The organism is Companilactobacillus sp. y65-5, assembly GCF_057541095.1.
Window position 1 is genome coordinate 314,173 of the sequence record NZ_BAAJOA010000001.1, and the last position, 22,000, is coordinate 336,172.

20 protein-coding genes are annotated in these 22,000 nt (G+C 37.5%); 7 read left to right on the forward strand and 13 right to left on the reverse strand.

Annotated features, from left to right (window positions below; translation table 11 throughout):
* Positions 1 to 138: 138 nt before the first annotated feature.
* From pyk to dnaE, 3 genes are all read right to left on the reverse strand, one after another.
* A complete protein-coding gene (gene pyk / locus AC27FM_RS01635; protein WP_487085563.1) occupies positions 139 to 1,908 on the reverse strand; it encodes a pyruvate kinase in 1,770 nt (589 codons plus the stop codon).
* Positions 1,909 to 1,954: 46 nt separating this feature from the next.
* Positions 1,955 to 2,914, reverse strand: a complete 960-nt coding sequence (pfkA, locus tag AC27FM_RS01640) for a 6-phosphofructokinase (protein WP_487085564.1) — start codon at positions 2,912 to 2,914, stop codon at positions 1,955 to 1,957.
* A 104-nt stretch (positions 2,915 to 3,018) separates the two neighbouring features.
* Positions 3,019 to 6,342: a DNA polymerase III subunit alpha gene (gene dnaE, locus AC27FM_RS01645; RefSeq protein WP_487085566.1), complete on the reverse strand. Its 3,324-nt coding sequence runs from the start codon at positions 6,340 to 6,342 to the stop codon at positions 3,019 to 3,021.
* A gap of 92 nt (positions 6,343 to 6,434) precedes the next feature.
* On the opposite strand from dnaE, the gene AC27FM_RS01650 reads away from it, so the two are divergent.
* On the forward strand, positions 6,435 to 6,626 hold the full coding sequence (locus tag AC27FM_RS01650; protein WP_487085568.1) for a YjzD family protein: 192 nt from the start codon (positions 6,435 to 6,437) through the stop codon (positions 6,624 to 6,626).
* A 46-nt stretch (positions 6,627 to 6,672) separates the two neighbouring features.
* Positions 6,673 to 7,062: a VOC family protein gene (locus AC27FM_RS01655; RefSeq protein WP_487085570.1), complete on the forward strand. Its 390-nt coding sequence runs from the start codon at positions 6,673 to 6,675 to the stop codon at positions 7,060 to 7,062.
* A gap of 62 nt (positions 7,063 to 7,124) precedes the next feature.
* Here AC27FM_RS01655 and AC27FM_RS01660 read toward each other — a convergent pair whose 3' ends face one another.
* The 7 genes from AC27FM_RS01660 to obgE form a co-directional block, all read right to left on the reverse strand.
* Entirely contained in the window at positions 7,125 to 7,853 is a 729-nt protein-coding gene (locus AC27FM_RS01660; RefSeq protein ID WP_487085571.1) for a hypothetical protein, read from the reverse strand.
* A 58-nt stretch (positions 7,854 to 7,911) separates the two neighbouring features.
* Complete coding sequence (gene rpmF / locus AC27FM_RS01665; protein ID WP_487085573.1) at positions 7,912 to 8,094, reverse strand: 50S ribosomal protein L32; 183 nt, start codon at positions 8,092 to 8,094, stop codon at positions 7,912 to 7,914.
* Positions 8,095 to 8,181: 87 nt separating this feature from the next.
* Positions 8,182 to 8,499, reverse strand: coding sequence for a LapA family protein (locus tag AC27FM_RS01670; protein WP_487085575.1), 318 nt, complete (start codon positions 8,497 to 8,499; stop codon positions 8,182 to 8,184).
* 12 nt (positions 8,500 to 8,511) lie between these two features.
* Positions 8,512 to 9,309 carry an SDR family NAD(P)-dependent oxidoreductase gene (locus AC27FM_RS01675; protein WP_487085577.1) on the reverse strand — a complete coding sequence of 266 codons (798 nt, stop codon included), beginning with the start codon at positions 9,307 to 9,309 and terminating at the stop codon, positions 8,512 to 8,514.
* A gap of 18 nt (positions 9,310 to 9,327) precedes the next feature.
* Positions 9,328 to 10,257, reverse strand: coding sequence for a ribonuclease Z (gene rnz, locus AC27FM_RS01680; RefSeq protein ID WP_487085579.1), 930 nt, complete (start codon positions 10,255 to 10,257; stop codon positions 9,328 to 9,330).
* A gap of 14 nt (positions 10,258 to 10,271) precedes the next feature.
* Positions 10,272 to 12,191, reverse strand: a complete 1,920-nt coding sequence (locus tag AC27FM_RS01685) for an acyltransferase family protein (RefSeq protein ID WP_487085581.1) — start codon at positions 12,189 to 12,191, stop codon at positions 10,272 to 10,274.
* Between the two features lie 15 nt (positions 12,192 to 12,206).
* Positions 12,207 to 13,499, reverse strand: coding sequence for a GTPase ObgE (gene obgE, locus AC27FM_RS01690; protein ID WP_487085583.1), 1,293 nt, complete (start codon positions 13,497 to 13,499; stop codon positions 12,207 to 12,209).
* Between the two features lie 212 nt (positions 13,500 to 13,711).
* Between obgE and AC27FM_RS01695 the strand changes: the two genes are divergently transcribed.
* The 4 genes from AC27FM_RS01695 (at position 13,712) to AC27FM_RS01710 (ending at position 18,180) form a co-directional block, all read left to right on the forward strand.
* Positions 13,712 to 14,464 carry a DeoR/GlpR family DNA-binding transcription regulator gene (locus tag AC27FM_RS01695; RefSeq protein WP_487085585.1) on the forward strand — a complete coding sequence of 251 codons (753 nt, stop codon included), beginning with the start codon at positions 13,712 to 13,714 and terminating at the stop codon, positions 14,462 to 14,464.
* Entirely contained in the window at positions 14,465 to 15,388 is a 924-nt protein-coding gene (gene pfkB / locus AC27FM_RS01700; RefSeq protein WP_487085587.1) for a 1-phosphofructokinase, read from the forward strand.
* Positions 15,389 to 15,403: 15 nt separating this feature from the next.
* Complete coding sequence (locus AC27FM_RS01705) at positions 15,404 to 17,344, forward strand: PTS fructose transporter subunit IIABC (protein WP_487085589.1); 1,941 nt, start codon at positions 15,404 to 15,406, stop codon at positions 17,342 to 17,344.
* Positions 17,345 to 17,475: 131 nt separating this feature from the next.
* Positions 17,476 to 18,180, forward strand: a complete 705-nt coding sequence (locus AC27FM_RS01710; protein ID WP_487085591.1) for a DUF3862 domain-containing protein — start codon at positions 17,476 to 17,478, stop codon at positions 18,178 to 18,180.
* A gap of 29 nt (positions 18,181 to 18,209) precedes the next feature.
* Here the strand turns inward: AC27FM_RS01710 and uvrC are convergent, their stop codons facing one another.
* Positions 18,210 to 20,027 (reverse strand): excinuclease ABC subunit UvrC, encoded by a 1,818-nt coding sequence (gene uvrC / locus AC27FM_RS01715; RefSeq protein WP_487085592.1) that lies wholly within the window; start codon positions 20,025 to 20,027, stop codon positions 18,210 to 18,212.
* Between the two features lie 159 nt (positions 20,028 to 20,186).
* On the opposite strand from uvrC, the gene AC27FM_RS01720 reads away from it, so the two are divergent.
* Positions 20,187 to 20,339 (forward strand): SPJ_0845 family protein, encoded by a 153-nt coding sequence (locus AC27FM_RS01720; RefSeq protein WP_155832091.1) that lies wholly within the window; start codon positions 20,187 to 20,189, stop codon positions 20,337 to 20,339.
* 272 nt (positions 20,340 to 20,611) lie between these two features.
* Here AC27FM_RS01720 and AC27FM_RS01725 read toward each other — a convergent pair whose 3' ends face one another.
* Both AC27FM_RS01725 and AC27FM_RS01730 read right to left on the reverse strand, forming a co-directional pair.
* Positions 20,612 to 21,091: a hypothetical protein gene (locus tag AC27FM_RS01725; protein ID WP_487085595.1), complete on the reverse strand. Its 480-nt coding sequence runs from the start codon at positions 21,089 to 21,091 to the stop codon at positions 20,612 to 20,614.
* A gap of 94 nt (positions 21,092 to 21,185) precedes the next feature.
* Positions 21,186 to 21,896: an MgtC/SapB family protein gene (locus tag AC27FM_RS01730; RefSeq protein ID WP_487085597.1), complete on the reverse strand. Its 711-nt coding sequence runs from the start codon at positions 21,894 to 21,896 to the stop codon at positions 21,186 to 21,188.
* Between the last annotated feature and the right edge of the window lie 104 nt (positions 21,897 to 22,000).

Sequence of the window (22,000 nt, forward strand, 5' to 3'; positions counted from 1 at the left end):
TACACCTCAATATTTATGTTATATATTTGAATCGAATGTTAACATTATACATCAATCAGCATCAAAAAAACTCTCCAACAAGCGTCCTTTGTTGAGAGAGTTTTTTAGTTTTTACAATTTAATTATTTTAATTAAAGATTATAGTGAGCGTGAAGCACCCTTGTAAACTACACCACGTCTTGAGTCAACTGTGACTGTTTCGCCATCATTGATCAAGCTTGTAGCATCCTTAGCGCCAACAACTACTGGTAGACCCATAGCAATACCAACTACGGCTGCGTGTGAAGTCAAACCACCGTTTTCAACAACTACGGCACTAGCCTTTTCAAGAGCTGGAAGGTAATCCTTGTCTGTCATTTCTGTAACAAGAATATCTCCTTCTTTAACTTTATCGTTAGCTTCTTTAGCTGAATGAGCAACAACTGTGTTACCAACAACTGATTCTTCACCAACGCCTTGGCCTTTAACTAACTTTGAACCAATTAATTGAACCTTCATAACGTTTGTTGTACCACTTTCACCAACTGGAACACCAGCAACGATAAGAATTAGATCGCCTTCTTTAGCAAATCCAAGTTCTTGAGCTTTCTTAGCAGCAAGATCAAACATTTCATCAGTGTTTGATGGCTTTTCAGCAACGATAGGTTGTACACCCCAGTTAACTGTCAAACCACGTTGTGTTGTTTCATCAAATGTGATAGCAAGAATATCAGCACTTGGACGGTACTTAGAAATCATACGTGCAGTATAACCTGACTTAGTAGCTGTAACAATTGTGTCGATGTTCAATTCTTCAGCAGTTCTAACAACTGATTCACCGATTGATTCTGTAACGTTTGAACCTTTGTATTCTTCAAATCTTTGAATTGCCAATTGGTTGCTTTCGTTCAATTGTTTTTCTGTACGTTCGTCAATCTTAGCCATAGCTGCAACTGATTCAACAGGATAATCACCGTTAGCACTTTCACCAGAAAGCATAGTTGCATCTGTACCATCAAGAACAGAGTTAGCAACGTCAGTAACTTCGGCACGTGTAGGACGTGGGTTTTCTTGCATTGAATCAAGCATTTGTGTAGCTGTGATAACAGGCATACCTAGTGCATTACATTTTTGGATCAATGATTTTTGAACAAATGGTACGTTTTCGTAAGGAATTTCAACACCCATGTCACCACGAGCAATCATCAAACCATCTGAAACCTTCAAGATTGCATCAATGTTGTCGATACCTTCTTGTGATTCGATCTTAGGGAAGATTTGAACTTGTTCCATATTTTTTTCTTCAAGGATTTCACGAATATCAAGAACATCTTGTGCTTTACGAACGAATGAAGCAGAGATGAAGTTAATATTGTTGTCACAACCAAAACGAATATCACTTGCGTCTTTTTCTGTGATACCTGGTAGGCGGATTTCAACACCAGGTGCGTTAACACCCTTACGTGAACCGATCATACCTTCGTTTTGAACAACTGTAACTAATTCACGATTCTTATCGTCTTTTTCTGTGATCTTAAGATCAACAAGACCATCATCGATCAATACGTGTCCACCAACATGTGTGTCATCGTACAAACCAGGATATGTAACGGCAATCTTTTCAGGGTTACCAGTTATTGTGTCATCCATTGAGATACGAATAACGTCACCGATCTTAGCTTCAAACTTACCACCATCTTGAACAGTTGTACGGATTTCAGCACCCTTTGTATCCAAAACGATACCAACTGTCTTACCAGTAATTTTTTCAGCTTCGTGAACCATATTCATACGTGACAAATGTTCTGCATGATCACCATGTGAGAAGTTGAAACGGAAAACATTAGCTCCAGCTTCAATTAACTTTGTAATTGTTTCAACATCATTAGATGCAGGTCCAAGTGTACTTACGATTTTTGTTCTTTTCATCGAGAATCTCCCTTTTCTTTTGTTGTTCATTGTTTATTTTAACAAACTATCTACTTAATGATTGATTTAAATCATATAAGTCTAAATCAGGTTTGTGCTTGCCATCGAATAGATCAAGCATGTTATGGTATGTCAACTTATTGTCTTCGATACCAATAGCTACTCCACCTTTGCCTTCTTGGAGAAGGTCAACAGCATAGGCACCCATCTTACTTGCTAGAACACGATCTCTAGCAGTTGGTGAACCACCACGTTGTACGTGTCCTAAAACAGTACTACGAACTTGGAAATCACCATATTCGTTAAGCTTGTCAGCAAATTCTTGAGCGTGCATAACACCCTCGGCTAAAACAACAAGCATATGCTTCTTGCCCTTTTCACGGCCTTCTTTGATACGTTGAGCAATCTCAGAAATATCAAAGTCGCGTTCAGGAACAACGATTTCTTCAGCACCACCGGCAACACCAGCCCACAAGGCGATATCACCAGCTCCTCTACCCATTACCTCGATAACGAAAGTTCTTTCATGAGAAGTAGCAGTATCTCTGATCTTATCGATCGACTCAATAACTGTACTTACAGCTGTATCAAAACCGATTGTGAAATCAGTATAAGGAATATCATTATCGATTGTACCTGGTAAACCAACAGCATTATATCCATGCTCTGTCAAACGTAAAGCACCGTGATATGAACCATCCCCACCAATAACAACTAGTGCGTCGATTCCAAATTTCTTAAGTTGTTCAATACCCTTAAGTTGACCTTCTACTTTGGCGAATTCAGGATATCTTGCTGAATACAAGAATGTTCCGCCACGTTGAATACGATCAGAAACGTCAGATGCTGTAAGTGGGAAAATATCACCCGCAACTAATCCGGCATATCCATAATTGATACCAAACACTTCAAGACCACTATCTAGGGCCCTACGTGTGACTGCTCTAATAGCAGCGTTCATTCCAGGGGCATCTCCACCACTGGTTAAAATACCAATCCGCTTCATTTGTTCACACTCCAAATTTATTTGTTTCAAAAACAAAACCTAATAAAATATAACATTTTTACAAGATACTTTGTAGAGCTGAAAACGTTTTACGACAAAATTAATTATGTTTTTTTCAGGAAAACGTTTTTTTTACCGAGTAAATTTTCTAATTCTACCCGGATACCATCAGAAAAATTAATCCAGCGACTAGACTTTAAAATCACAGCTTGTTTATTCTTTTCGCGATATACAATAACTGGTACTTTTCCGGGTGAACTTTCAATAATTTCATAAACCTTCGATAAGTTGTTTTCATTATCAAAGGTTTTCATAATTTTCAAATATAACTTCTCATCCGGAAGCTGAACCGTATACTGTTTGGGGTCATTAAATTTATCAGCGATAAACTCCAGATCTCCACGTCGCCCATCATTTGCGTGACCTATGACCAAAAATATTTTGCCTTCTAATTCCATGTTTTCCATTTTCTGAAAAAGTCTTGGAAAAATAGTAACAGAAATCGATCCAGTCTCATCTTCAATCGTAGCAAAACACATCCGTTGGCCCTTCTTGGTTCTTATGACACGCGGTCGTTTGATCAGTCCGAGAACAGCAACATCTTGACTTTTAAAGTTTGCCAAGTTAGATATCTTTACAGTATTCGTATTCAGTAATCTTTCGCGATACTTCTCCACTGGGTGACCGGATACATAAATACCTAAATATTCTTTTTCTTGATTTAATTTCTCTGTCAGTGAATAGTCATTCACTTCGTGTTTCTTTGGATCTAAAACATCGAACAATGATAAATTACTTCCAGCCAGTTGAATACTTTCGATTAAATCTTTAAAATCTAACATCAACTCATGCCGATTACGATTAAAGGAATCGAATGCGCCTGAGAAAATCAATGGATCAATATATTCATCCTTTACAAAACGAATGTCGATCCTCTTTAAGAAGTTTTGTGCATCCACAAAATCACCGTTTTGTTGCCGTTCCTCAATAATATTTTTAGCCAGATCCCGACGCATACCTTTGATACTTAAAAATCCAAAGCGAATACCACTTTCATCTACAATAAAAGTACTTTTACTCTTATTGATGTCTACACTTTGAATTTTTAAACGTCTATCCTTCGCTCCCTGAACATACAATGAAATTTTACTTTCATTATTCAAATTAGCATTCATCAAGCAATTGAAGAATATTTCAGGAAAATGTACTTTGATATATGCTAACCAAAAGGCAATCATCGAATAAGCCACCGAATGGGATTTATTAAATCCATAATTACCAAAGGTTTCGATATATTGATAAACTTTTTCAGCAGCGTCTCGATCGTGTCCTAAGTTTACCGCGCCATCCACAAACTTTTTGTGATTAGCATCCATCAACGCTTCATTTTTTTTACTGATAGCACGACGTAAAATATCAGCATCCGCCAGGGAAAAACCGGCCATCTCGGAACTAGCTTGCATAACTTGCTCTTGATAGACCAAAACTCCATACGTTGGCTTCAAGATTTTTTCCAGTGATGCATCTGGATAAGTAACTGGTTCTTGTCCATGTTTTCTGGCAATAAAGGTAGAGATATTTTGCATTGGTCCCGGACGATATAACGCGTTGGTTGCAACAATATCGTCAAAACTAGTCGGTTCCAAGCGCCTCAAAACACTTCTGATCCCATCTGATTCAAATTGGAAAATACCGTCTGTATCTCCCCTTTGAAAGAGTTTGAGCGTTTCCTCGTCATTCAGTGGGATCTTTTCCGGTATAAATTCTTTTTTGTATTTATCAGAGATCAAACCAATCGCTTGATCCAAGATAGTGAGATTTCTCAATCCCAAAAAATCCATCTTCAGCAAACCAACACTTTCAACGTTGTTTTTAGTTTGTTGAGTCAAATTTATACCGTCATCTTCCAATTGAACCGCCACAATGTCAGTCATCGGCTTCTTACTTAATACGATTCCGGCAGCGTGGGTCGAGTAATGTCTTGCGATTCCCTCGATCCGTCTTGCCACCTTAAAAATCAATCGGTTCTCTTCAGAACTATTGATCAATTCCTGCAGTGTACTAGATTCTTCAACTGACTCCTGTAAAGTAATATTCAGCTTACGTGGAATGGAATTAGACCACTGTGACAATTGAAATTGTGTCTGACTGAATGTTCTAGAAATATCTCTTAGAGCCATTTTTGCGGCCAAAGTTCCAAAGGTAATGATCTGCGCCATATGATCGGAACCATACTTGTCGTGCATGTACATTACCATTTCGTCTCTACGGTCGTCAGGGAGGTCCAAATCGATATCAGGCATATTGACACGTTGAGGGTTCAAAAACCGTTCAAAGAGCAAATCATACTTAATTGGGTCCACTTGAGTAATACCCAAGGTATACGAAACTAGTGACCCGGCAGCTGACCCACGTCCCGGACCAGTTTTGATTCCAATTTCGTGAGCATGTTTGATAACATCCCAGACGATCAAAAAATAGTCAGCAAAACCCATCTTATCGATTACGTCCAGCTCATAATTCAATCGTTGTAAGTAGCTATCAGGAACCACGCCACCCAATCTCTTTTTCAGCCCTCGACTGGCCAAACTAGATAAAAATTCAGTTGAGGTAGAATCATCTGGTGTTTTGAATCTTGGTAATTCAGTATCTTTGAATTCTATTTCAACATTGCAATTGTCGGCGACTGTCTCTGAAGTTCTGACTGCCGCTTCCATATCAAATCTGGAAAAGTCACTTGCAAATATGTCGGCTGTTCTCAGATAATGATCCCCATCTTCAACAACTTGGCTGATACTCTCGAATCTTTGTCCAGTTCGTAGATAATTCAATACTTGATACGCTAGATGGTCATCAGAATTAATATATCTAACATCGCCCAACGCTATCAAACTAGCACCGATTGTATTAGAAATATCCTTCAATTGCTTGACGTTATTTATTTGTTCAGAATACAATCCGACTCCCAAGAAAAATGAATTATCATCGATAATTGAGCTGACCTTATCAAAATAATCTTGTACATCGTCAGAAATAATAATTTCGCAATCAGTCGCTGGTGTGATCACGAAAATATTATTCATGAATTGTTTTATGTCATCGATACTAATAAATTCTTTTGAAGACATAATAGTTGAAGATATTTTGATTAAATTTTTATATCCAAGATTATTTTTAGCTAACAGTATCAGTGGATACGAATTGTCTAGATCTTGGATTCCAGCAATTTCAATCGTTAATCCAATTATCGGCTTGATTCCGGACTTTTTAGCATATTTATAAAAATCAATTGAACCATATAGATTATTAATATCAGTCAGGGCAATTGACGAATAACCACGATCCTTCGCTGCTTCGACTAACTCAGGAAGCTTGATGGGACTGTGCAGTAAACTATAACTGCTCATTACTTGTAGTTGCGTTTGCAATTTGTCGCCCCCCTTAGTTAAAATTATATCAAATTGAACAAAACATTATTGGGTAAAGCTCTTTTTTGTGCTAAACTACTGGAGAAAGTGAGATGGAAGATATGAGATATGTTGCTGTAATTTTTTGGGCTGTTATTTTGGGTCAAGTAGCTGGATTCATCGGTGGTGCTTTGAACCAACAAACATTCAATTCCCAACAAACAATGATTGTTACCGTAGTATTTGCAATTATCTTCAGCATTATTCCAATGCTTCTAGATAACGATGAGAAGAATCGCGCTTAATTATGAGCGCTTTTTTTGTGCTCTGAGTGTAATCTGAGGGGGAAAAATGAAAATAAAAGATATAGATCATCTAGTATTAACAGTTAAAAGTATTCCGAGAAGCTGTGAATTTTATTCAAAGATACTTGGTATGAAGGTAATAACCTTCGGAAATGATCGTAAAGCATTACAATTCTGCAACAAAAAAATCAACCTACATCAAGTTGGACACGAGTTTGAACCAAAGGCAAAATGCCCCACTCCTGGATCGGCTGATCTCTGTCTCATTACGGAAGAAAGTATTGATGTTGTTATTCAGCAACTGCATCTAAACGGAATCACTATTGAACAGGGACCTGCCGAAAGAAATGGTGCTGAGGGCAGAATTGAATCTATTTATATTAGAGATCCCGATCATAATCTAATTGAATTATCCAACTATACAAAATCCAAATAAAAATGAATTCTAAAAAAAAGAGACTATCACGTCAGCAATTGCTGCATAATAAGTCTCTTTTTTTATTTTGTGATATACAAATAGAAATCATCGGTTGCTAAATTAACATTAAATTTAACATTTTTTGAAGTGATTTGCTTCATGGTAGTTGTACCACCATCAGCATCTTTGACTTCCTTACCAAGCTTTTTAACTACACTCTTGCCATCAGCACCAACGTATTGTGAAATCAATACTAAGTCAGTTCCAAAATTTTTCATGCCAGTCTTAGACTTCATTGCTTTGTATGTTATATTCATCGCAATTCCCATCAACTGACCATCTTGAACATTCATTCTTAGCTTGGTCCCATTGCTCGTTGTGTATTTAAAAATACCATCCTTAGCAATCAAAGGTAGTTGGTCAGTCTGTTTGTCCATCTTTAAATTCATAAAATTATATTGTTGAGCAAACGTCGTATAACCGATCAGGGCCTTTTCTTTTTCAACTTTAACTATCTTAGTTTTAGTATCACTGCCATCGGCAGCTTTGATTTTGACATTCTTAGCTTTCGTAGCAACAGGTACCGAAATGGCAAAGTGATTGTCACTAACCTTGACATCCTTGGTAACTCCACTAACTGTATATGTCAGCTTATCAAAATCAGTAGCTTTACCCTTGACAACAGCAACCAATCCATCAGCCCGATATTCATTCTTAGTAGTAGTGAGATCTAGTTTTGAACATCCAGTTAATAAAATGAAGAATACAGGAACTAATATTAAGAATAAATATTTTATTTTTCTCGTCATAATCATATGATTCCCCATGTATTAAAAAAAAGCCAAGCATAATTTACTTGGCTTTTAATTAAGCTTCTTTCTTGTCTTCAACGACTTTTTCACCCTTGTACATACCTGATGGTGATACATGGTGACTGATACGATATTCACCAGTAGCAACGTCGAATTGCATGTTTGGTGTATCTAACTTAATATGTCCACGTCTTTGACGTTTTCTTTGTTTTGATGTTTTTCTCTTTGGAACAGCCATATTTAAAAACTCCTTTATTTATATTACTTAATCAAATCTAACGTTTAATATAATACTATCATAAAAACGTTTGAGCAAGCAAAATTACTATTTTGTTTGCTTTTTTGATTGATTTTCCTTCAAAGCATCGGCAATTTGACTATCATTAGATACTTTGACGTTCGAAATTTGTTTCTTAGCACTTCTTGATAATTTGTTGTCATCCTTCTTTTTACCAGAACCAGCCAGAAGCATCGTGATGATTGCCCCCAGTAATAATGACACAATAATAAGAACGATCAACGGTAATTTAACATGAGTAAATCCAAAACTAACGGTAACTGGATTAACATTCAAGACCGCAAAAATAACTACGATCAATGCAATGATCAGTCCGATTACAAATCTTGACTGTTTATTATTCATAAAAGTCATCCCCTACTTACGATTTCCTAGTGTGCCAGCCAAAAAGTCACCAGCACTTGGAGCAATTTTGTACAAAACTGCTGCCAATTCCATATAACGTGGGCGATTGATCTCACGCTTGTTTTTATTAAAAGCATTAACAATATCCCAAGCTAACTTATCTGGATCTAAAACGAAGTATTTTACTGAATCTAAGTAATTACCACCGTGGTCAGCTACATCAAAGAAATTCGTTGCGACTGGTCCAGGATTGATGGTTGTAACTTTTACGTTCATAGGCTTTAGTTCGAGACGTAATCCATCTGAGAAGCTAATAACAGCTGCTTTAGTAGCTGAATAACCTGCAGACTTAGGAGTAGTTATCTTGCCTGCCATTGAGCCAACATTGAATATATGACCATGACCATTAGCGATCATTTGACTGGCGATCAACCTACTCATCAACATTAAGCCCAGTACATTCACACGAAACATTTTTTCAACAGTAGAAAATTCTGTTTCCAAGTAATTAGAGAAATCACCGAATCCAGCGGCATTGACTAGAACATCAATCTTATCTGTGATCTTAGCGATCTCATCAACACCATCCGTGATTTGCTTAGGATCACCCATGTCTATCAAGACATATTCGTGATGGGCAGATTCTGCACCCACACGCGTACATTCATTTCTGACACTTATCAGCTTATCTTCACTTCTGGCAACCAAGATCAAATTAGCTCCTAGTTTAGCTGAATTGATGGCGACATCTTTTCCGATACCAGATGATGCGCCTGTTACTAGCACTGTTTGATTCAATAAATTATTCATTTTATAACCCCGCTCTCACTATATTTTAAATGGTACCTCGTAGATATCAAAATCATTAACTACTTTAGTATTCTTAAAAACTTTTTGAGCTTCCTTTTGAAGGATCAACGAGCCTTTGCCAGTATATCTAGCTGAAATATGCGTTAATAACAAACCCTTTGCATCACATTTCTTAGCAACTTCAGCGGCCTTGGTGGCGGTTGAATGAAAATAATTATATGCCAGTTGTTTCTCATCGTTAGAAAATGTTGACTCATGAACGATCACATCAGCATCTTGTGATAACTTATCGATTTCTGGCGTATAACGAGTATCCGAGATAATCGTAACTACTTTGCTTGGTTTATCTGGACCAATGAAATCTTTCCCATTAAGCTCAGTACCATCATCAAGTGTAACAGTTTTGCCCGCTTTTAACTGACCAAAGATCGGACCGTTAGGTATATTGTATTGTTTTAATTTATCTACTAGCAACTCACCCGTACGAGGTTTCTCTACGACCCGATATCCAAAGCAAGTTATCCGATGTTTGAGCTTACCAGCATAAACACTGAATGTCTTGTCACTGAATACCTCTCCGCCATCTTTTAGTTCAATGTACTTGATCTTGTAACTCAACTTGCTACCAGTAACTCTCAAAGACGTTTCAACGAAATCCTTGATACCAACTGGTCCATATATCTCTAGCGTAGACATGCCGCCTTGATTAGAGCGGCTGGCTAGTAATCCCGGTAAGCCAAAAATATGATCACCATGCAAGTGTGTAATAAAGATTTTAGCAATTTTTCTTGGTCGAATTGTGGTTCTTAAAATTTGATGCTGTGTCGCCTCACCCACATCAAAAAGCCAAACTTCATTTCTTTCATCCAGCATTTTTAGTGCTGTACTGGAAACGTTGCGACTTTTTGATGGGACACCGGCTCCTGTTCCTAAAAATTCTAATTCCATATAAAAATCCTATTCTATTTTTTATCTAATACTTTCAAAATATCCTTTACTACAAATGAAGTATAGTACATTGAACCATCTGGATTAGGATGAACATCGTCATCGTAGAACCAGTCAGTATGTCCTTCAGAATAGTCATTCCAATCGATCACGTGTAAGTTTTTATACTTCTTACTTGACTGGTCCAAAACGCCGTTAACAGTTTTTTCCCAAGGTCTAGTTGGTACGTGAACATTGATCCAGAAAACATTTCTACTTGGTCCAACTAGTTTCATGATTTGATCCACCTGCTGTGAACTGATCGGTCCATTAGTACCTAGACCAATCATTACATTAGGTGCTAAAACTCCTTGATCCTTATAGTTTTGTAGTATCTCGATACTAGAATCCAATTGACGACTCACAGCAGCATCCACGATGACTTTTTTATCGTCAAACAACTTTAAGAAGTTATCGGAACCATCAGCCATAACGGAATCACCAACTGCTGTCAGCGGAACATCCTTCAATCGTTGCAATTGGATTTGAGTTAATCCATACTTTTCAAAATCTTGATTAACAGGATTCTTCTTGGCAGCCTTTTTGTATCGAGTCATATCAGCCGCACTGATTTTAGCAGTTGATTTAGATTTGCCTTTTTTCAGATTCTCAATAGCCTGTTGTTTTTTCTTCTTATTAGCCTTCTCATTCGTGTTGATCTTGTCAGCCAATTGACTGTGATTAACATTGGGTTTTGGTGCACCCACTGCCTGAACGACACTGTAACAGCCTGTGATCGTTATCATAGCAATTATCACTGCCAGTATCTTTTGATATCCCAGTGAACGCTTAAAGAAGTTCTTGATTGAATCCCAATTAGCATGCGCCAATGGTTGTTCAACGTATCTGAATGAAAATTCAGTTATTAGAACAATCAAAATGACCTCGATCACTGGATAGAGGATGGGATGGTCAGCAATGTTCTTAAATTTTGATTCAAAAAAGATCATAACCGGAAATTGGTACAGATATAATCCATAACTTCTACTTCCGATGTAGTGGAATAATTTATTGCTCAAAGCCTTATTCCAAAAAGCATCCGGATGCGCCACAACGGCAATCAAAATACACGTAACAACTGTAAAGATGAACATTCCACCACGATACAAGAATGGATCATTATCTTTGACAGTAAAGATCATCAAAATCATCAAGGCGATGGCTAAACCACCAATAAGATTTAGCTTGAGCTTATCACTCTTAGCGACCCCACCTTTGAGACGCTCCGCAGGCCAAACTATTGCTAATCCACATCCCATTAAAATAGAGAATAGACGCGTATCCGTACCGTAATAAATTCTACTTGGATCAACGCCCGGTTTGAACAGGAGCGCCATCCAGATGGCTGATATGATCGATACGACCATTGTAAAACCAAAAATACGGCTCTTCTTTACGCCAAACTTCATAAAAAGTAACAGTAATAGTGGCCAAACGATATAAAACTGACCTTCAATCGACAATGTCCATAAATGTGTGAACGGTGACTCATTATTCGCAAATCTTTCAAAGTAAGATTGACCGTTAAATATTTGCCACCAGTTGTATACATTCAAAATATTAGTTAAGAATATTTGATCTAAATGATAAAGCAAATTTTTCAAAAAGAAAAAAATGTATGCGCCAGATGCTAACAGCACAAACACCATTCCAGGATATAACCGTTTAACACGTTTCCAATAAAAATTCTTTAAATCGAATTCCCCACCATAATCAGTGGTATTGAAAAAATGATCAGTTATCAAATAACCTGAAATTAAGAAAAAAATTGGAACTCCCAAATATCCACCGGAAAAGACGTTAGGATTCAAGTGATACATTATGACACCTATAACCCCTAAAGTACGTAATCCGTCAAATCCGCTTATATATCTTCTTTTCGGTGATTTATTCATTATAATTATTTACCCCTAAATAAATTCAAACGTGAAATCAAGAATCGTTACTGAATCTCCTGATTGTGCACCAGCCTTCATAAGGCCTTCTTCAATGCCCATACCCTTGAGTTGACGTGCAAATCTCATGATTCCATCTTGATGATCTAAGTTACTTCTACGTAGAAGTAGCTCAACTTCATCTCCCTTGACGATGTAGCTGTGTTCGTCTTCTTTTTCAATCGTGAACTTATCAGCCTTTGCTTCATAATTGTATTCTTTTGTCTCATCAGTTTGAATGTCAAAGTGAATTGGTTCTGCCTTGGATAGAACTTCACTAGTGTGATTCATCAAAGCCTTGACACCGGTATGCTGAATACTTGAGATTGGGAAAATATCAATTTTAGCATCTGAACTCGTATGTTCTGCCAATTGTTCTTTGAATTCTTCCAATCGTTCTTCTGAACCGGGAATATCCAATTTAGTAGGAACGATCACTTCAGGACGGCTGAGAACACTTTCGTCATAGTTACCTAACTCTTGACGAATAGCGACATAATCCTCATATGGATCACGTCCATTTTCAGGATCCATGTCAACCAAGTGCAGGATGACTCTAGTACGCTCGACGTGACGTAAGAATTGAATCCCTAGACCAACGCCATTCGAAGCACCTTCAATCAATCCTGGTAAGTCAGCAATAACGAAATCTTGACCATTATCTAATTTGACCATACCTAAGTTAGGTGAAAGTGTCGTAAAATGATAAGCCGCAATCTTTGGCTTAGCAGAAGTTGACACTGACAATAGTGTGGATTTACCAACAGATGGGAATCCAACTAAACCAACATCAGCAATCAATTTTAATTCAAGACGAATATTTAATTCTTGGCCCGGCTCACCATTCTCGGCAATTTCAGGGGCACGGTTCTTCGAGTTGGCAAAATGAATGTTACCTCGACCACCATTACCACCTTTAGCAACAACTAATTCTTGCTCGTGTTCAACCAAGTCACCGATCAACTTGCCATTTTCTTCATTATATACAGAAGTTCCAGCTGGAACAGCAATATATACAGGATCAGCTTTGTGTCCGTACATGCCTTTTATTTGACCATTTTGGCCAGGTTGTGCCTTAAAGATACGCTTGTATCTGAAGTCCATTAGCGTATTCATACCTTCATCAGCTTTTAAGATGATGTCACCACCACGGCCACCATCACCACCAGAAGGTCCACCTAATGGAACATATTTTTCGTGGCGGAATGCGACAGCACCGTCTCCACCTTTACCGGATCTAACGGTGATTTTAACGTTATCTACAAACATTAAAACCCCCCTTTCTAAACATAGTTATCATTTTTAAAGTTTAGCACAAAAATACATATCATTATACGTTGAATAAAAACTATTCAGTTATTCCAAAGTGCATAACGATGGTATATTTTAAACGTTTTTGAAGCTTTTTGAAATATTTTGAACGAAATTGGTTGCTTTTGGCTGAATTTGATGTATTATATTTGTCGTGAGGTGAAATGAAAGTGCTTACTGAAGAGAGACAACAAATTATCCTTGAGCAATTAAAAATTCATAATATTGTTAAATTGCAAGATTTGATCCCGTTGACAGGGGCATCTGAGTCAACACTAAGACGTGATCTACAAGATTTGGAGAATTGTCATAAGTTACTAAGGATTCATGGCGGTGCTCAAAATGTAATTTCATTGCATGAAGAACCAGCTTTATCACAAAAGTCTACTGTTCATTTGAACGAGAAGAAATTAATCGGTAGAGCTGCTGCCAATCAAGTAAGAAACCAAGAAGTTATCTTTTTGGATGCCGGATCCACAGTCCAATTTATGATTCCTTATCTGATTGAACACAAAAACTTGTTGGTTATTACGAATAGTGTCGACAACGCCTCAATGTTAGCTGATTACAGTATCGAAACCTTTATCCCCGGTGGTAAGTTAAAGTCATCCACCAAGGCATTGGTTGGTTCAACAATGGTACAAACGCTAGAAACTTATCACTTCGATAAGTGTTTCTTGGGTACGAACGGCTTCTCAACTACATCTGGATTCACCACTCCAGATCCTGAGGAATCAACCATCAAACGTCTAGCGATCAAGCAGTCTAACCAAACGTTTATTCTTGCTGATAATTCAAAATACTGTCAGGTAAGTTTTAGCAAATTTGCCGACTTGAAAGATGCTACATTAATTACTAATGAATTACCAGCGAAAGAATCAGGATTATTAAATAAAGAAACAAAAGTTATGGAGGTAAATTAATTGATTTACACAATTACAGCCAATCCTTCAATTGATTATGTCTTACAATTGAAAATCTTGACTACAGGTGAAGTAAATAGAACTACTAGTGATGTTAAACTTCCAGGTGGAAAAGGCATTAACGTTTCAAGAATTCTTAAAGAATTGAATATCGATTCAACCGCTTTAGGATTTGTTGGCGGTGCGACTGGTGAAATGTTCAAAAGCTTACTTGCTCAGCACGACTTGAAGACTGACTTTACTACCGTCGCAGAAGACACACGTATCAATGTCAAAGTAAATGCCGTTGATCAAGATGAAGAAACCGAAATCAACGGTACAGGACCTGCGATTTCTAATGAAGAAAAAGATTCCTTCATCGGTCAACTGAAAAAGGTTGGAAAAGGCGATGTCATCATTATGTCTGGTAGTCTTCCAAAAAAATTACCAGAAACATTTTACTTAGACATTGCAAAAATGATTCAGACACAAGGTGCTGACTTCATTATCGATACTACAGGCCAAGCCTTGTTAGATACTTTGCCATTGCATCCCCTAGTTGTTAAACCTAATAATCATGAGTTGGCGGATTTGTTCCAAACTTCCTTCAGCTCAGATCAAGAAATTATTGAACATGCTCAAAAATTACTCGAACAAGGTGCTAAACATGTCTTGGTTTCAATGGCTGGTGATGGAGCATTGCTTGTGACAAGGGATCATACGTACAAAGCGAATGCACCAAAAGGGACAGTAGTCAATTCCGTTGGTGCTGGTGATTCGATGATTGCCGGCTTCGCAGGAACATTTATGCAAACAAATGACCCTATTGAAAGCTTCCATGTCGGAGCTGCCTGCGGTTCCGCTACTGCCTTCAGTCAAGATATCGCTGTTAAAGAAAAAATAGATGAAATTTATCAAAATATTAATATCACAGAATTAAGTTAAGGGAGGGACTTATTCATGGATTTAAAACAATTACTATTAAAAGACGCCATGATCATGGATTTAAAGGCTACTACTAAGGAAGAAGCAATTGAGGAAATGGTCGACAAGTATTACCAAGTCGGAGTTATCGACGACAAGGACTTATACAAGTCAGACATCTTAAAACGTGAGGCACAAACAAGTACTGGTATCGGTGATGGAATCGCTATGCCGCATGCTCGTGACAAGGCCGTTCAACGTGCAACCGTTCTGTTTGCCAAAAGTGCAAAAGGTATCGATTATCAATCACTTGATGGTCAGCCTGCCTATCTATTCTTCATGATTGCTGCTCCAGATGGTGCTGACAATCTTCACTTACAAGCACTTGCAGCATTGTCATCACTTCTGATCAACCCTGATCTAGTTGCTAACTTAAAGAAAGCAACCACTGCAGATGAAGTTCAAAAGTTATTCGACGATGCAATGGCAGCTAAAGAAGCAAAGGATAAAGCTGACGAAGCTAAACAAGCTGCAAAAGCTGAAGCCGCTAAAGCTGCTACTTCAGATGCAGACGAAAGACCATTTGTTGTCGCCGTAACTGCATGTCCAACAGGTATTGCACATACGTACATGGCTGAGGCTGCTCTGAAAGAACAAGCTGAAAAAATGGGCGTTGATATTAAAGTTGAAACAAATGGCTCTGAAGGTGTTAAGCATAAGCTAACTAGTGATGAAATAAAACGTGCTGTTGCTGTTATCATTGCTGCAGATAAAAAAGTTGATATGCCACGTTTTGACGGTAAGCATTTAGTTAATCGCCCTGTTTCCGATGGTATCAACAAATCTGAAGAACTTATTAATCTAGCAACTGAACAAAAAGCACCTATCTTCCACTCCGAAGGTGGAGCTTCATCAGAAGAAGAATCAACTGAATCCAAATCACTCTGGTCAAAAATCTATGCTGACTTAATGAATGGTATCTCTAACATGCTTCCATTCGTTGTCGGTGGTGGTATATTGATGGCAATCTCCTTCTTGCTTGAAAGCTCAGTTGGATCTCATTCACAATGGTTCTTATTCTTTAACAACGTTGGTAACTATGCTTTTAGTTTCTTGATCCCCGTCTTAGCAGCTTATATCGCTGTTTCGATCGGTGATCGTCCTGCCCTACTACCTGGTTTTGTTGGTGGCTATATGGCATCACAAGCTACTGCATCAGTTGTTTCATCAAAGAGTCCTGCCGGATTTATCGGTGGTCTACTCGCTGGTTTCATAGCCGGATGGACTATCGTCTACCTAAAGAAGGCATTGAAGAACCTTCCTAAATCACTTGATGGTTTGAAGCCAATCTTGCTATACCCTGTACTAAGCCTCTTGATCGTCGGTGCGATCATGTACTTTGCCGTTGATCCTATCTTCGCCGTTGTTAACCATGCTATCACAGCATTCCTTGAATCAATGGGTACTGGTAATGCCGTTATCTTAGGTGCATTACTTGGCGGTATGATGTCGATCGATATGGGTGGTCCTTTTAACAAGGCCGCTTATACATTCGCAATTGGTACATTCACTGCTACACAAAATGGTGCTTTGATGGCAGCTGTTATGGTTGGTGGTATGGTTCCACCTCTAGCAATCGCCATTGCTACAACATTCTGGAAGAACAAGTTTACTGAACAAGAAAGACAAGCTGGTTTATCTAACTACGTTCTAGGTATTTCATTCATTACCGAAGGTGCAATTCCATTTGCTGCCGGAGACCCATTACACGTTATCGTATCAAGTGTTATCGGTTCTGCTATCGGTGGTGGTTTGACACAACTATGGGGTGTCAATGTTCCTGCTCCTCACGGTGGTATCTTCGTTACACCACTTGCAAATAAACCTCTAATGTACTTATTAGCTGTAATCATTGGTTCTGTAATTTCCGGTGTTATCTACGGATTATGGAAACCTGCTAAAAAAGCTGAAAAATAAATCCAAAAAGCATCTGTCATAGATGCTTTTTTTGTACACCTGAATATCATTTTAAAATCATTTGTCGGTTTACCTATAAATACTAGTATTATAAAATTAAGTTATAAGTATTAATTAGGGAGGATTTGCAGATGAACAATAATATCACAATGAGTCGTTCGCAATATCGACAACAGAATCATCACAAGAAGCCATTTTTTAAAAAAATATGGTTCTGGATACTAGTTATACTTCTCCTAGTTGGTGTTGGTGGTACTGGTTATTACTTTTATCAAAAAGATAATACTAATGATAAAACTGAAAAATCCTCCAAAAAGAAGAAATCAGTAAATAAAAAAGCCACCCCCACAAAAGAAGAAACTGGCATCAGATTAGAAAACTATAATGGAATATATTTGAGTCCAACTGACGGTTTATCAGTGACGGATTTACAAAAACTATTTGGAAATTACAATTCTAACTCACAAACGACAATCGGTGACGTTCAAGCTACTTCCTACACTTGGAAAAAAGTTGCTGGCGGTGACTCAGGATCATCCCTGATCGTTGCTTTTGTCAATGATCATGCGATCAGTAAGTCCATCTCTGGCTTAAAAGTAAATCGTGACAAAGAAATCACCTTGGGTCTATACAATCAAATCGAAAATGGACAATCTGAGCAAGATATCATTAATCTACTAGGCAATCCAAATGGTTATTCGGAGACTGCAATTGAGAATAATTCTTCCAAAGTATTCTCATACACATCTGGCATTAAAGGTGACGTCGGAGCCAATATCGTGATTACCTTCACCGATGGTGCTGTTAGTAGCAAAAATCAATTAAGCGTGCAATAAAAAAACAACATTCTAACGAATGTTGTTTTTTAACCTTTATGGTACTTCTGATGAAAATCAGTGCTTGCTAAAGTGATCTTGATAGTTTGCGCAGTAGTTTTTGAGATACCTAATGCAGTTAAGTCTTCAACCGAGGCATCTTTCATTTTTTTCACTGAACCAAATTTGCGTAACAACTTGTTACGTGTTTTAGGTCCAACGCCTTGAATCCCATCCAATCTGGATGATAGAGCATTTTTACTCCTCGTCTTACGCTGGAAAGTAATTGCAAATCTATGGACTTCATCTTGAATTCTTTGTAACAAATAGAAGCCCTGACTCTTTCGATCTAGATCCACTAGAACTCCGTCTTCTCCGAAAATCAAATGCGATGTGTTATGGTGATCATCCTTCACCATACCCGCTACTGGGATACTGATGCCCAGCTCATTTTGCAATACATCCATCACGGCCCGAAGCTCGATGATTCCCCCATCCATCAAGATCAAGTCTGGTAAATTGCCTTCCTCTTTGATAACACGGGAATAGCGACGATAGACGACTTCACGCGTATTCGCGGCCTCATCTGCTCCAGATTGATGTTCTACTTCACCTTTGATTTTATATTTACGATAGCCACTTTTTTCTGGGCGACCGTCAACGAACATTACCATCGCTGAGACTGGATTAGTTCCCTGAATGTGCGAATGGTCAAAAGATTCAATCACATGACCGTACGGCAAACCTAATGCTTCGAATATTTGCTTTTGGGCACCGTAAGTTTGACGATTATCTAATTCCATCAGTCTGAACTTCTCTTGCAAGACTAATTTTGAATTATCAGCTGCCATGTCCATCAAGTCTTTCTTTTGACCTCTTTGCGGAGTTCTAAACGGAACATTCAGCACCTGTGACAAAGTATCTTTATCCAAATTACTTGGAACCAAAATTTCCTTTGGCATGACCTGATTTCTTCTATTATAAAATTGCAATATAAACGTAGACAATTCTTCCTCAGGTGAGTTGATACAGGCGAAGACTTTCTTTTCACGTTTCATCAATCGAGCTTGACGAATGAAGAAAATTTGAATAGAAATCCAGCCTTTTTCGACATAATAATTAAAAATATCACGCGGAGTACTGTCATTAGAAATGATTTTTTGTTTTTCAACGGTAGTCTCAATATATTTAATTTGATCACGCAATTCAGCCGCACGTTCAAATTCTAAATCCCCAGAAGCCTTTTCCATCCTGCCTTCTAGTTGGGATTTTATTTCTCCGACATTACCACCAAGGAACTTTTTTATTTTCTCTATTTGACTGTTATATTTTTCTTCTGGAACATCTTGAAAACAGGCACCAAGACATTGTCCCATGTGATAATACAGGCAAGGTCTACCTAAATGACCCTGACAACGGCGCAGTGGATACACTTTTTGTAAAAAGTTCAGTGTGTTAGAGGCGGCCCAAACGTTAGGGTATGGTCCAAAATAATAAGCACCATCTTTTTTTACTTGACCAGTTATTTCCATTTTGGGATCACGTTCATTAGTGATCTTAATATATGGATAACCCGTGCCACGTTTTAATTTTATATTGTAATATGGCTGATGTTTTTGTATCAAAGTTATTTCAAGCAAGAAAGCTTCCTTGTCATTGGAAGTAATAATTGTTTCAAAATCTCTGATCTCAGATACTAAGCGTTCCGTTTTGCCCTCATGTGAACTTTTAAAATATGAACGAACACGATTCTTTAAGTTTTTAGCCTTACCAACATAAATAATTTTTGAATTGATGTCCTTCATTAAATAGCAACCGGGACGTGCTGGTAATAAGCTTAATTTATGTTCAAGATATTCTGTTGCCAAAAAATATCTCCTTTCCAATAACAAGAATAGTTATAATAGCTCTTTCTATTCTACCTAATCAAAAAAAAGTTGCAAGAATTTGAGATTTTATGCAAAAGGTCTTATAATATAGTTAATTAAAAGATAATTAATAAATTAACCTGAAAGGGGCTGATACCGATGGGCCTAACAGTGAAACGCGAAGAGAATTTTGGTAGTTTATTTGACAAATTTGCTTCACTTCCCGATGATGTCAAAAAAAACGTAGATCGAGTAGATTCTGCGGACAAGAAATCTTCTAAAAACGATAAAGATTCTAAAAGTAAAAAATAACTTCTCATATTTTCAGCTCTTCATCCTACATTGAAGAGCAATGCCATTTATATTACCGTCCGTTACAAATATAAAAAACCCTTTTGATAGTAAAACGCCTACCAACTTATCGCTGGTAGGCGCTTTTTATTGTCATTTACTTCAGTCATCTTCTAATAATTCATCAGGGATCTTTGGATATTCAGATTCCATGATCCTACGATAAATAACTTCGAAAAATAAATCGTCTAAGCCATCACTATACATAGTTTACTCTCTGCATTCCTTTTAAATTAGGAATCAATGATACCAATAAACTTAGCATTAATTACTGGACGCATCATCGTTCTGCCCTTGCTATTGGTATAGTTCTCAACATTGTCGAATTTACCGAAAACTTGAATTTGGCTACCCTCTTCCAATCTTGAGACCCCTTTTGACAATGAGCTTAAATTATAATTGATTTTTACGTCCTTCGAACGATCATTTTTATCTAGAGAAACTATAGCAAAATTTTCGTCTGACCTTAATACTAATCCCCGTTGGTAAATTTTAGTGTCCCTATAAATCTGTGGATTTTCATACAAATTATCAAATGATACGTAAATATAATTGGATTTTTTAGACTCGAATTCTGATTCAGTTAGCTGACTAGATAAGTCATGTGAATCTTGTCTAACTTTTTGAACCCCATCCCCAAATGTATCGATATTAAATACAAATAACCCACAAAGAAATACAAACAGAAAAATTATTGTAATTCTTTTTACCATTAAATTCCCCCAATAATAAAAACTTTAGCAAACAAATAACTCTAAATCAATCTTTCTTATGATTTAAATAATTTAATATTAATATATAAAAAATCTAACCAAGATTTATCAATTGTACTTTAGTTATTTCATTACCAGCTGATATACCTTCAACCACATCGATGTATTTCATATCATGTGGAAGTTTGATTTCATAAACATTGGTATAGGTGTATGACCCATCTTCAGTTTTGTTGGCTCTGAAATTAACATTTTTGATACTGATGGAATTCTTTTCGAAATAATCTAGTATGAATTCTTTACCGGCAATTTTATCAAAATATTGAATTTCTACTTTTTTCAATGGATTGACACGAACTATTTGCTTTAAGAAGGCCACGACACCGTATACAACGACGAAGCTTGCAATAGCAATCAAGTAATCACCCATACCAACTGCAAGTCCAATACACGCCACAGCCCACAAACTGGCTGCGGTCGTTAGTCCCTTAATAGAGTGGTGTTCCACAATGATCGTTCCGGCACCTAAGAACCCGATTCCACTGATAACTTGAGCGATCAATCTTGCCTCATCAGCTCGAATAACACCCTTGTATGCTGGATACTGACGAGCCATAGCTAATGCATCAAAACCAATTTCTTTTTGAATCATAGCAACTATACAGGCTCCTAGGCACACTAGTATATGAGTTCTAATCCCTGCAGGTCGATGCTTATGTGCCCGATCCCACCCGATGATACCGGAAATACCTGTGGCGAGGAGCAGCCTGGTTATTACCGTGATAATATCTAAATGTAAAGTCATTCGAAACACCTCTCTTTAACTTTACCACACTCTAAAAATAAAAATGTGATGGGACCAGTTAGTATCATCTTCAAAACATACATGTATAAATCATATTGTTTATT